Genomic DNA, 12,157 nt, shown 5'->3' with positions numbered 1-12,157 from the left:
TTAATCATGTTGGCCGCAGCCGCTATTTTACGCTTTTGCCGACAGCAAGCAAAAGAACGCTTTCCTGATTGAATTCGTCATCTTCCAAAATGCCGGCGATCTGGCCCTCGTGCATGACGGCGATGCGGTCAGAGACGCCGATCACCTCTTCCATGTCGCTTGAGATCATCAGGATCGCCACTCCCGCATCGGCAAGCGCTCGCATCAGCCCGTAGATCTCGTTCTTTGCGCCGATATCGATGCCGCGGGTCGGCTCGTCGAAGATCATCACCTTCGGGTTCATCGACAACCACTTGGCAAGCACCACCTTCTGTTGGTTGCCGCCGGAAAGAGTGCCGGTTCGTGTCGAAAGCGAGGGCGCCTTGATACCGAGGCTAACGCGCTGCTTTTCGGCGGCCGCCATCTCCTTCTCGGCAGAGAGCATGAAGCGGCTGGAGAGTTGAGGGAGATCGGCAAGGGTTATGTTCTGGGCAATCGGGAAATCAAGAAGAATGCCGTTGCGCTTGCGATCCTCCGGCACCAGGAAAATGCCGCGGGCGACGGCGTCCCGCGCAGAACGGACCGCAATTTGCTGCCCGTCCTGCAGGATTGTTCCGCCGTAACTGCGATCAATACCAAAGAGCACCCTGGCAAGCTCGGTACGGCCGGACCCGACGAGGCCAGCAAGCCCCAGGATTTCTCCATACCTGATTTCCAGATCAACGGGACGGCCGGGATAGGCCTCGGTGCGCACGGCACTTACCTCAAGCGCAACTGAGCCCGGCGAGCGCTGCGGCTTTGCGGTCCGAGCCGCAAGCATTCGGCCAATCATCAGCTTGACCATCTGATCGTGGCCGATGTCCTCCTTGGCGAGCGTGCCCACAAGCGCGCCGTCACGGAGGACGACGACCCGGTCGGCTACACGCTCAACCTCGTGAAGGCGATGGGAGATGAAAATAACACTGATACCATCCGCCTTCAGCAATTTGATGATGCTGAGCAGCCGCTCGGTTTCGGCCAGCGGCAGACTGGAAGTGGGTTCGTCGAAGATGACGAGCCTGGCGTTGATGGACAGCGCCTTGGCGATTTCCACCATCTGCTGCTCGGCCAGCGAAAGCGACGCCACGGGTGTGTCGGCGGAAAAATGCGCCCCTACGCGCTTCAATAGCGGCTTCACCATGTCTCGCAGTCGATCGCGATCGACGAGCTTAAGAGGTCCCGCCTTCAGCGGTTCGCGCCCCAGGAAGATATTGGCGGCGACGTCGAGATTCTCGAAGAGATTGAGTTCCTGATGCACGAAGGCGATGCCGGATGAGATGCTCGTTTCAACGGTGAGGGAACGAAGTTCCGCACTGTCGAGCCGGATCGTGCCCCGGTCGGGGGCGATCACGCCGCCAAGGATTTTCATCAGCGTCGATTTTCCGGCCCCGTTCTCACCGACGAGGCCGATGACCTCTCCCGGCATGATATCGATCGACAGGTCATCAAGCGCAACGACGCCTGGATAGGCCTTGCCGACGCCGGAAAGCGAAAGGAATGGCGTTGCGGGCGCACCCGGTGACGGGATCTCGGAACTATGGTTCATCGCCTGTCCATGGCTGCTGATGCTGTCGGCATGAAACGCATTTCGCGGCGGCGGTCAGTGCCGCCGCCGCGAAGGAGGCTATTTTCCAGCCATGGCCTTCAGGTTGGCGGCATACTTGTCAACGTCATCCTTGCCGATGATCACCGTCGGGATGATGATCAAACCATCTGCGGGAACGCCTGATTTGTCGCCCTTAAGGTAGGCGGCCATCAATTTCATGCCCTGATAGGCCCATTCGAACGGCTGCTGTACGACGGTTGCCGCGATCGTGCCTTCCTTGACACCGCCGAGCGTGATCGGATCGTCATCAAAGCCGACGACGGTGATCTGGCCGAGTTTACCTGCGTCGCGCAGCGCCTCATAGATGCGCGGCGTGTTGTAGGAATAGAAGCCGACCATGCAAGTCAGGTCGGGGCTGGCCACCAGCGCATCCTCCACGTTCTTCTTGGCGCGCGTCTGGTCGATGTCGTCACCGCGAACATCGACAAGCTCGATCTTGGTACCCTTGAGCCCTTCCTTCATCCCTTCGATGCGTTCGCGGGCGTTATCGGCGCCTAGCAGACCGACGAAGCCCATGCACTTACCGCCGTCCGGCATCGCCTTCTTGGCGATTTCGGCCGCCTGCTTGCCGGCGTCGACGTTCGAAGAACCAATATAGGCGACGCGGTTGGTCTTCGGAGCGTCGCTGTCGGTGGTGAAGAGAGCCGTCTGCGAGCCGATCTTGTTGAGTCCGTCCGTCTGGGTCTTGGGGTCGACAGCGGAAACCATGATCCCCTTGACGCCGGCACTGACGAGATCTTCCATGAGACGCTGCTGAATGGCGACAGCCGCCTGCTCAGGGTATTTAAGTTCCATCTGGTAGTCCGGCATCTCGCTCTGCGCCTTCTTCACGCCCGCCTCTGCGGCTTTCCAGAAGTCGGACGCTCCGTTGACGACGAATGCAAGTGTCGGTTTGTCGGCGGCATGTGATGCGGCAATCGGCGCCGCGCTCAGCATCAGCCCGGCGAAGAACAAGGCTGTATTGCGTTTCAGCTGTTTCATAATACACCTCCCGAGGGGCCGCAGTTGCATGGGCCCGTTTGCAATTTACGGCCGGCCGGATGCGCGCCCCCTCCCAGGGCCGTCGCAAAAGCGACGAATGGCATAGGTTCCGATCGCTCCCTGACGGTATACAAGAATTTTAATTAGTAAATAGTATTATCAATGCATCTCAAAACATTTCATTGCGCGGCGTCTGTGATTGCAATTTTGTACTGGTATTGGCCAATAACTGGCGGCGTTAGGGCAATTCGTGCAATTGCCAGCGCTTTCAGATAGATGCTAATATTATTTAGCCATAGCCACAATCAATCACCCTGCAGAGTCAGTTTCCACGAATGCGAAAACCCAAGACCCAAAAGAGGAATGAGCCTGTCCTGGATAAGCCTGCACGCGTGACGATGATGGACATAGCCGCAGCGGCTGGCTGCTCGCAGGCTGCCGTCTCTTTCGTTCTCAACGACACGCCCGGCACCCGTATCTCACAGCAGACCCGCGACCGCGTATGGGAGGCGGCGCGCGCGCTCGGCTATACGGAGAAGACCTATACGACGAAGGCCTCCTATTCGGGGCTGGACAACGTGATCGGCTTCGCAGTGGATCAACTCGCCACCAGCCCGGAAGCGATCGTCGCGATCGAAGGCGCGCGTCAAGCCTCCTGGAACGCCGGCAATGTCCTTTTGGTCGCCCAGACGCTCAGTGATCCCGTCATGGAGCCGAAAGCGATCAAGGCGTTGACGAGCGGAGGCATATCGGCGCTCATATACATGACGATTTACACCCGCCAGATAGAGCTTCCTTCTTATGTCTCTCAGCTCAACATCCCGACGGTACTGCTGAATTGCTACACGGCCGACCACGCCTTTCCCGCCGTGGTGCCGAGCGAGATCGCGGGGGGCAGAGCTCCACCCGGCATCTGATCATGTATGGACACCATCGCATCGCAACGATCACCGGCGAAATCTGGATGCAGGCTGCACAGGACCGGCTGACGGGATATCGCCGGGCGCTGGCAACCGCGGATATTCCCTTCGATCCGGAATTGGTCATTGAGGGCGACTGGTCGGCCGGTGCCGGCTATGCCGCCACGATGAAACTGCTTGCTCTGGACGAGCCGCCAACGGCGATCTTCTGCCAGAACGACCGCACCGCCATCGGGTGCTACGAAGCGCTCAAAGATGCGGGGCTCCGCATTCCCCAGGACATGTCGGTGGTGGGCTATGACGACGAAGAAATTTCACGACATCTCGTACCCCCGCTGACGACTTCAGTCCTTCCCCATCTCGCCATGGGACAATGGGCGATCGAACATCTCTACCCGGAAAGTACGCCCGGCAAGCGTTATCCCATCGCCAAGCTCGAATGCTCGCTGGTCAAGCGTCATTCCGTCGCCGCGCCGCGAGCCAAAACGCGGCAGATCCTCGATGGTGTGCAGGCCTCGCCGTAGAACTCATTTCGAAACAGTTTGGGAGCGGCCTCGCAGCTGCCATTTCTGCCATTAATATCGATGGGACTTGCCCCTCCTCCGACATCGATGGCGACGGAAAAATGCGCCGCTGAATTCACCGACTACTGGGAAATGTCCAAGACGGCTGTTCCGGGGAAGCAGATAAAATTAGAATTTTTTGTCTATAGATTTTATCTATTATTATGTTCCATAGCCGTGTCGATTTAGCGATCGGATTATCGACCGCCCGGATGCGCGCCGGGTGCATGTGACTTGCCATCTTCTTCCAAGATCAACCAGGAGATTTCCATGAGCAATCCAGTTCTCGTCAATCAGACCATTCCCGAGTCCGATGTCGTGCCGCTGACCGGCCGTGTCGGAGCTGAAATCAGGGGCATCCGCCTCGGCGGGGATCTTTCGGACGCAACGGTGGCGGCCATCAACCAGCTTCTTCTGAAACATAAGGTCATCTTCTTCCGCGATCAGGAACATCTTGAAGATTCCGAGCAGGAAGCCTTCGCACGCCGTCTCGGCGACCTCGTGCCTCATCCCACCCAGGGACCGGTCGCCGGCACGGCTTCCATCCTCAATCTCGATTCCAGCCGCGGCGGCGGCAGGGCAGACCAGTGGCATACCGACGTCACTTTCGTGGATGCCTATCCCAAATTCTCGGTCCTTCGCGGCGTCGTCATTCCAGCGGCCGGAGGCGATACGATCTGGTCCAACACCCATGCCGCATACGAAAGCCTGCCGCTCTCGCTCAAATTGCTGGCGGATAATTTATGGGCCATTCACAGCAATGCCTATGACTATGCCGCCGTGCGCCCTCGCGCCACCGCCGAAGAGAGGAAGCATTTCGAGGAAGTTTTCACGTCGACCATCTACGAGACCGAGCATCCAGTCGTGCGTGTCCATCCCGAAACCGGCGAAAGATCGCTGCTGCTCGGCAATTTCGTTCAGCGGCTGGTCGGCTTGTCGAAGAGCGACTCCGCGAAACTCTACGAAGTATTCCAGTCTTACGTGACCGCCCCAGAAAATACGGTGCGCTGGCGCTGGAAAGCCGGGGATGTCGCGATCTGGGATAACCGCGCGACCCAGCACTACGCGGTCAACGACTACGGCGACCAGCACCGGGTCGTGCGCCGCGCCACCGTTGATGGCGACGTCCCCGTCAGTGTCGACGGCCGCCGCAGCGTAACGCACGTCAAGGCCGCCAAGCCGAATGCAAAGGCCGCGTGAGCGCGGCCGGACAGGAAAATGAATAGGGAGTTGGCGCGGCGCTGGCCGCGCCTATCGCTCCACCGGGCGCTGCCTGAAGGGACAGCGACTAGTGCTCGCCGATCTCCTGAAGAAGCCCGTCATGCCAATCGCAAATCAAGAGACGGGTGCAGCTTTTTCAGGTTCGGCAGAGATTTAGCCTGCCACGGATATAGATGGGTGCCTTTGACGACAAGCAGCAGGTCGCCGATCTTTCTTGCCTCGATAGTCAGCTTCGCCAGCAGATTTATCCCGGAAGAATTGAGAAATTCGAGACCGGTCAGGTTGAACGTCACCTGCTTGTGGCCGCCGTGGAGGATACCTGAGATCAGCGAATAGATGGGCGCATAGGCATCCGGGCCTGCCAGTCGGAACACGCCGTCGAAATACACCTGGTTTTGTTCCGCCCACACGCGGAAGTTTTCGTCGCTGATTTCCATTCTTCGCTCACTGATTCGAGAAGGGCGGCATCGCCACGGCTGCGGTCGTCGTCAGTATGATATGCTGATCATCATGCTCTTCGAAGGCCCATGCCATTTTTGCATCATAGTCGCTCAGAAGCGTAAGCAAACCCAGTCCCGAACCGTTTCCCGTTGATATGGCATTAATTTCGATTTGCTCAAGAAGAAGTTCCTCCGCGTTTTTCGACTGGATGTGATGCAGCAATTGCTGAAAGCGCGCCGCGGCGGCGCCATCGATCGAGTTCCTCACCCTTATGAAAAAACGATCGTCGAATATGCTGGCCTCAACAAGGATTTCACCGGGCCGTCGAAACTTGACGGCATTTTCTATCAACTCATTGCTGAGGTACACGATGTCATGATGCGCCTGTTTATAGTCTTTCCTGGAACGGGAGTACGGAAGAGCCATGACTTCCGCTATGAAGTCGGAGGTCATTCCCGAATGCTTCCATCCGAGCTGAAGCGGCCCGTCGCTCAATCTCAGGCGAGTACCGACATTCAGCCTTAAGCCCGCCAAAGACTCGATACCGTATACCCTTGGTGCCATGTGTCACCTATGCCGCACTGCGAGAAGCGTAATGTCGTCGTGTATCTTCTGTGATCCGATGAAGCGCATGAGCGCCGCCACAATTTCGGAAACGATTTTGTCGGCGCTGAGACCGTTCAAGCGACGTGCCTCCCGGCAGAGCCGCTCCATGCCGAACAGTTCCCCGAGTTCGTTTTCCGCTTCCGTTACGCCGTCCGTGTGCAAGAGTATGAGGTCGCCCGTCTCGAACGCAATTTCATGGGTTTTTACGAAGGCTGAGATATCGGCTTCCAGCCCGATCGGTATCCCCAGATCCATCGTGTCGATGCGCTCGACCTTGCCGTTCGCCCGCACGATGACAACTTCCTCATGTTGCCCCGAGAGGACCATTTCCTTTCCGTCATAGTCGAGAAACGCCAGCGTGAGGTGCTTGTCGATCTTGGTCCTCACGATGTTCTTAAAGAGGGCGCTGTTCAGGTCCGTGAGAAATTTGACGGCATCGGTGTTTCCCGCTTCCTGCAGGGCGCGGGCGACGGACTGAACCATCAACATCAGCACTCCGCTTTCGAGCCCGTGTCCGGTGACGTCGCCGATGCCGATCTTCAGCCTGTTCCCGTTCTTCAAGACGTCATAATAGTCTCCACCGACCTCTTCGGCGGGTCGCATATAGGCTGCGATCTCGAGGGTCTGAAACTCCTCGAGCTCCTGATGCAGCGGAAGGACCATGAGCTGGATTCTTTCGGCGACGGCCAGCTCCGTTCCGAGACGTCGGTTTTCTCGCTGGAGCTGCGCATTCAATGTCGAAATCTCTTCTTTTGCATCCTCGATCTGAGCGGTTCGCTCTTCGACGAGCTGCTCCAGGTTTTCCGTGTGGTAGCTGATCTCTTCAGCCATCCGATTGAATGCTTCACCGGCCTCGCCGACCTCATCCTTGCTTGTAATGGCTACCCTAACCGAATAATCCTTCGCCTGTATCCGCTTGGCGGCACCTGCAAGTGCACTGATTCCACTCGTGATGCGTTTCGAAGCCGCAGTGACCGCGATCGTCACGATAAGCAGGGAGAATAGGATCGCCAGAATCTGGTAAATCACGATCCGGTTCGTTGCCTCTGAAATCTTGGCCTGGGCCGCATAGAGTGAAGCGTCGATTTCTCGTTCGGGCACAACAACCCCAAGAGACATGACCTCCTGCCGAACCGGGCCACTGGACCAGAGATTGGTCGCAGGGAGTTTCTTCACGATAGCGATATACGGCACCTCATTGCCGTCCTGCTGCAGCCACAGGTGCTGGATGCCCCGTTCGCGGTCGAGAGCCAGGCTCGCTATCGCTGGCTGAGAGCTTCGCTTCAGCGAACGTTCCAGGCCGGTCACTCCGGTTCCGCTCGTATCACTCGCTGAACGAAGGCCGAGCGTTTTTTCGCCTGTGCTGTTGATTGCCACGACGTTGCCGTCCGACATTGCGAGAAATCCGAAGCCGGACTGGGCCACCTTCACATTTTCAACAGTCTGCGCTAGCTGGTCGAGCGTGATATCGGCGCCCGCGGCCCCGGCGACTTCCTTCCTGTCGGCGGTCCACAGGGGATGAAAGAAACTCACGATCAGCTTGCCGGTGATCGCATCCGTATAAGGAGCAGTCTGCGTTATTTCGTCCGTCACCGGCCGCGTTTTGCCGTCCTTGGCCCATCCCTGCCAGGATTCATAAAGTCCGGGAAAAAAGAAGTCCCAGAAATTCGCGTCGTTGTGGCCGGGATAAAGACGGTCGAAGGTCTGAGCCTGATCGGTGTAGGGCGCGGTCCGGAAGATTGGCCGTTCTTTCGATCCGATGTAATACATCTGCAGCTTCGCAGCGCCGTGCTGCAGCAGGCTCGGCGCAACAAGGTCGAGAACCGAACTCGTCTGGATATCCCTCTCAACGTCCGGCCTTGGTCTATGGTCCGGTCCGAGCAGATAACCCCAGACGCTCATGACCGATACGGAGCCCGGGGCGTTCTGGGCCCACCTCCCCTTCTCATCGTAAGAAAGGTTGACGCTGCCCGGAGACGTACGAGAAATCGCAGTGCCGACGTCGGTATTGCGCTCGGGATCGTCGATCTGCGCCTGCAGCACACCTGCCAAGGCGCTGACATCGTTATGAACCTGCCGCAGGAGCAAACTCACCTGTGCTGCGGTTGAATCAGCGTAGGTGCGTACGTATTCCTGGCTTGCAGCTTCGAGACCCTGCCCGACCTCCAGCGTTGCGTCGCGCGACAGCCTCTGAACGTTCCAGAGCGCCAGTCCGCCGCTGACCAGCAGGTCAAAGAGAACGGCTCCGCCGACGACTAGAATGAACTTTGCTCGAAATGAGCCCAGTCTTATCGGTCTTTTCGATGGTTTTACGTCCATTAAAGCGGCTTCCGGCCTGAGGCTGCCCAGATCGGCCAGCCTGCATAACCTTTGGGGTGAAGAGCAGCAAAGATGTGATCCTTGAATCCTTGCCGGAACCTGCGAATGAATTCCAATGAGTCGCCACGTCGGACGGCCATCTCACCGGCATAGACGTTTTCCCATGCTTCTATGATATTTGCAAAGTCCTGGGGATCTCCGTCAAGGTTCGTCACCATGAAACAATCGACTTTGATATCATCGAAGCCGGCGTCGGCGAGGAGATGGCGGCTTTTCGGCCCCATCTCGACATCCATGTCGAAGTGCTTGAACAGTTTGGCGACTTCCTCGTAAGTCCACTTTATCGTTTCCGCATGTGGCTCGCCGAGGCAATGCGAGTTTTTTTCGTTTGTGATGTAGACGCGGCCGCCAGGTTTGCAGATGCGGTAAAGCTCCCGCAGGAGCATCTCCGGTCGATTGAAAATCTGCAGCGAATGGCGGCAGGTCACAAAGTCAAATTGATCGTCCCGCAGCAGCATTTGCGAAGCGTCACCATAGGTGTATTCGATCCCCTGCAGATCGAAATCGGCGGCGACCCGGCGGGCATATTCCAGGCTGCGCACCGAGTGATCCAGCGCGACCAGGCGTGCCGGTGCGAATTCTCGCTGCACCAAGGCCGCGAAGTCACCAATTCCGCAGCAGATATCCGCCATAACGGCACCCTTGCGCAGGCCGTGGCGGGGCAACAGTTCCCGTTCGTGCCGCCACGTCATTTTCGTCTGGGTGCGCAGAATGGGTATGAAGGTCTCATCCTCCACAAAGCTCTGGCCGGGATAGAATGCCGAATCGTAGACCTCGATCGACAAGTTCGCTTCTGTCGCTGCCAGGGTTTCGAACAACGAGGTCGACCATGCCACGACGCTTGACGTAATGATGACGATCTTCCGTTCCGGCCTGTTCCGGCAACTCGTCTTGAGAACTTCGGATAGGGCAGTGAAGGCAGTCATGTTGATGTGTGTCAGGCGTTTGACATTGAGATAAACGACCCCGCTGTATTTTTCCAAACTTTGCTGCACCAGCTTGAGGACATCGGCAATCGCAGTGGCGCTTTCGGGCCGCATCTTGCCGGAGAGCACCAGCTCCTGATTTGTCGGGTCGAAATAAATGGCGAAGGGCACAGTCATCAGGCTCATCGGAAGTCCTCGCTCGCGGGGAAATCCGCGATGATTTCTATTCCCTGCGTGCCGTCTTTCTCAATTCGGATGGCGGCGCGGAATATTGCCGCCAGCTCGCGGAGCAGAACCGCGCCATCGGACTGCATGACCGGATATCCGGTCCTCGCGGCATCGGGGACAGGTCGGCGTTCGCTTAAGCTTGCGGGCGGGTGCTCGCGGTCAGATCCTTCCTCGCAAGGAAACGTAATTCTCAGCCGATTGAACGTCGCGCTGCGATAGAGATCGAAACATATTCTTCCCGGCTCGCCGGTCGAACGGAAAGCGAGCTCGATCAGCTCGTTCGTCGCCACGGAAAGAAAATTGGAATAACGAGCGGGATCGCTGTGACTCTGGCCGAGAATATCTGAGAGATATTCAGTAATCCTGTCGCAAAATTGCCATTGGGATTTGAACATCCCGACGTTCATTTCCATCGACACCATGGGCGCAAATGCATGGTCGTCGACGTTGAATGCTTTCTCTTCCAATACACCCTCCATTCGTTTGCCGAAGGCGTCGGGTTGATGCATGCCGCAGCTGAACGGCGGCGAAAAATCGATTCTTCCCTATGGTTGCGGGCCAGCGGATGTTTCCGCCCGGGCGACGAATTCGTCGACCGCCTCAACCGCAAGCGGCCTGCTCACCAGATAGCCTTGAAGCCTGTCGCAGCCGACGCTGCGTAACCATGCCGCCTGATCGGGCGTCTCGACCCCTTCGGCCGTCACTCGCATGTCGAGGTCATGCGCGAGATTGACAATACAGCGGACGATTGCCTGGCTTTTCAGATCGCTTTCGAGGTCGGTGATAAAGTATCTGTCGATTTTTATCGTGTCGAAAGGAAAGGTCTTCAGATAGCTGAGCGACGAATAATCCGTCCCGAAATCATCGAGCGAAATTCGTATCCCAAGCACATTGAGCGTATTCAGCGTATCGATGTTATTGACGGTTCGTTCGAGCAGCACGCTTTCCGTTATCTCCAGTTCCAGACGGTCGGGCGGCAAGCCGACCAGGTCCAGTGTCTGGGATACGCGGTCGGTGAGGCCGCTTGTCAGGAATTCAGCCGCGGATAGATTGACGGCGACCGTGTAGTTCTCGGGCCATTTCATCGCCTCGCGACATGCCTGCTCCAAAACCCATGCCCCTATTTCCGGCATCAGTCCGTCGGCTTCCGCTACCGGAATGAAGGCCGCGGGTGAAATGGTTCCAAGCAGCGGGTGGCGCCATCTGAGCAATGCTTCGAAGCCGAAGATGCGGCCGCCTTCCTCAATAGGCTGGTACTCGACGAAAAATTGCTGCTGGACCAGAGCCATGCGAAGGCTGCGACGCAACAGTTCGCGCTGCTCCAGTGTTTCAAGCATCGAGGGATCGAACGATTTTGCGCGGCCGCGTCCTTCCTTTTTCGCGGCGTAAAGCGCGACGTCAGAGGCCTTCATGAGCTGTTCCGGACTTATTCCGTCCGATGGCGCGGCCGATATGCCGACAGTGGCGCCGACAAACAGCGCGATGCCGTCTATCGTGAAGGGCTTCTTGAACGCATCAACCAGGTCTTCCGCCAGCCCATGCCCTTTGGCGGGATGCCCCGAGCCCATGGAAATGACCATGAATTCGTCTCCCGCCAACCGGTAGGCTCTGTCATCGCTGGTGAGGCACCCTTGAATGCGGCTCGCGGCGAGCTGAAGAAGCTTGTCGCCGGCCGGATGCCCGAGCGTATCGTTCACGGGCTTGAAATCGTCGAGGTCGAGCTGCATCAAGGACAGAGCTTCTCCCGAGGCCGTGGTCTCGTGCAGCGACGCGGCGAGATCGTCGCTGAACTGACGTCGGTTCGGAAGCCCAGTCAGAGGATCGTGAGTGGCCAGATGCAAGAGGGTTGCGAGATCCTCGTCGCTGCGTTCCTCGGACCGGACAACGGCAAACAGATCTCCGATGCGGTAAATCGTGATGCCGTGCGATCCTGGCTTGTCCGGATCACGCAAGATGCGCAAGGGCCGGGCAGTGTCATCGATCGAACGAGCAGCGAGCGTGATTTCAGACTTGTCCAACTCGGGGAAATGCTCCCAAAACGATGCTGCTGGCGTGACGGCAGCAGGCAGCGGCTTGCCCAGCAAACTCTCGACCGGATTGAATTCACGATCAAAAAACAAAAGCCTTTCCACCGGGTGCAAAGCTTTTGCCTCGGTTTTATCGAGGGGCGAGCGAGCCGCACGATCTCTTGGCATGTCCCGGGCTTTCTCCAGTCGAATCTCCTGGTAGGCAGGTGGACTATAGTGCAACTTAAGAGCGTTTGGATCC

Annotated in this window: 9 protein-coding genes and 1 pseudogene; 2 read left to right on the top strand and 8 right to left on the bottom strand. The window is 57.7% G+C overall.

Going from position 1 to position 12,157, the window contains the following annotated elements; translation table 11 throughout:
- Positions 1–22: 22 nt before the first annotated feature.
- Positions 23–1,564 (bottom strand): sugar ABC transporter ATP-binding protein, encoded by a 1,542-nt coding sequence (locus NE852_RS26960; RefSeq protein ID WP_008536460.1) that lies wholly within the window; start codon positions 1,562–1,564, stop codon positions 23–25.
- A 78-nt stretch (positions 1,565–1,642) separates the two neighbouring features.
- Complete coding sequence (locus NE852_RS26955) at positions 1,643–2,605, bottom strand: sugar-binding protein (protein ID WP_008536459.1); 963 nt, start codon at positions 2,603–2,605, stop codon at positions 1,643–1,645.
- 335 nt (positions 2,606–2,940) lie between these two features.
- Between NE852_RS26955 and NE852_RS26950 the strand changes: the two are divergent.
- Positions 2,941–4,049, top strand: a pseudogene (locus NE852_RS26950) (LacI family DNA-binding transcriptional regulator).
- A gap of 309 nt (positions 4,050–4,358) precedes the next feature.
- Positions 4,359–5,288 carry a TauD/TfdA family dioxygenase gene (locus tag NE852_RS26945; RefSeq protein ID WP_258156854.1) on the top strand — a complete coding sequence of 310 codons (930 nt, stop codon included), beginning with the start codon at positions 4,359–4,361 and terminating at the stop codon, positions 5,286–5,288.
- A gap of 119 nt (positions 5,289–5,407) precedes the next feature.
- On the opposite strand, the gene NE852_RS26940 is transcribed toward NE852_RS26945, so the two are convergent.
- The 6 genes from NE852_RS26940 to NE852_RS26915 are packed head-to-tail and all read right to left on the bottom strand — an operon-like array spanning position 5,408 to position 12,084.
- Positions 5,408–5,746, bottom strand: a complete 339-nt coding sequence (locus NE852_RS26940; protein ID WP_008536453.1) for a hypothetical protein — start codon at positions 5,744–5,746, stop codon at positions 5,408–5,410.
- A 7-nt stretch (positions 5,747–5,753) separates the two neighbouring features.
- Positions 5,754–6,314 (bottom strand): DUF6272 family protein, encoded by a 561-nt coding sequence (locus NE852_RS26935; protein ID WP_037175618.1) that lies wholly within the window; start codon positions 6,312–6,314, stop codon positions 5,754–5,756.
- 3 nt (positions 6,315–6,317) lie between these two features.
- Entirely contained in the window at positions 6,318–8,675 is a 2,358-nt protein-coding gene (locus NE852_RS26930) for a SpoIIE family protein phosphatase (protein WP_008536451.1), read from the bottom strand.
- A complete protein-coding gene (locus NE852_RS26925) occupies positions 8,675–9,847 on the bottom strand; it encodes a class I SAM-dependent methyltransferase (protein ID WP_008536450.1) in 1,173 nt (390 codons plus the stop codon). Before NE852_RS26925 ends, NE852_RS26930 begins: the two co-directional genes overlap by 1 nt.
- Complete coding sequence (locus NE852_RS26920) at positions 9,844–10,398, bottom strand: hypothetical protein (RefSeq protein ID WP_374992011.1); 555 nt, start codon at positions 10,396–10,398, stop codon at positions 9,844–9,846. The genes NE852_RS26925 and NE852_RS26920 overlap by 4 nt, the downstream gene beginning before the upstream one ends.
- Before the next feature lie 36 nt (positions 10,399–10,434).
- Positions 10,435–12,084, bottom strand: coding sequence for a bifunctional diguanylate cyclase/phosphodiesterase (locus NE852_RS26915; protein ID WP_258156853.1), 1,650 nt, complete (start codon positions 12,082–12,084; stop codon positions 10,435–10,437).
- Between the last annotated feature and the right edge of the window lie 73 nt (positions 12,085–12,157).

This window comes from Rhizobium sp. Pop5 (assembly GCF_024721175.1).
Classification (GTDB): Bacteria; Pseudomonadota; Alphaproteobacteria; order Rhizobiales; family Rhizobiaceae; genus Rhizobium.
Note: the sequence above shows the minus strand (reverse complement) of the source record. Positions and strands in the feature narration are given on the sequence as shown.

Excerpts from the sequence above, each read along its gene's own strand:
- NE852_RS26960 (WP_008536460.1), bottom strand. The coding sequence starts at position 1,564 with ATGAACCATAGTTCCGAGATCCCGTCACCGGGTGCGCCCGCAACGCCA.
- NE852_RS26955 (WP_008536459.1), bottom strand. The coding sequence starts at position 2,605 with ATGAAACAGCTGAAACGCAATACAGCCTTGTTCTTCGCCGGGCTGATG.
- NE852_RS26945 (WP_258156854.1), top strand. The coding sequence starts at position 4,359 with ATGAGCAATCCAGTTCTCGTCAATCAGACCATTCCCGAGTCCGATGTC.
- NE852_RS26940 (WP_008536453.1), bottom strand. The coding sequence starts at position 5,746 with ATGGAAATCAGCGACGAAAACTTCCGCGTGTGGGCGGAACAAAACCAG.
- NE852_RS26935 (WP_037175618.1), bottom strand. The coding sequence starts at position 6,314 with ATGGCACCAAGGGTATACGGTATCGAGTCTTTGGCGGGCTTAAGGCTG.
- NE852_RS26930 (WP_008536451.1), bottom strand. The coding sequence starts at position 8,675 with ATGGACGTAAAACCATCGAAAAGACCGATAAGACTGGGCTCATTTCGA.
- NE852_RS26925 (WP_008536450.1), bottom strand. The coding sequence starts at position 9,847 with ATGAGCCTGATGACTGTGCCCTTCGCCATTTATTTCGACCCGACAAAT.
- NE852_RS26920 (WP_374992011.1), bottom strand. The coding sequence starts at position 10,398 with ATGCATCAACCCGACGCCTTCGGCAAACGAATGGAGGGTGTATTGGAA.
- NE852_RS26915 (WP_258156853.1), bottom strand. The coding sequence starts at position 12,084 with ATGCCAAGAGATCGTGCGGCTCGCTCGCCCCTCGATAAAACCGAGGCA.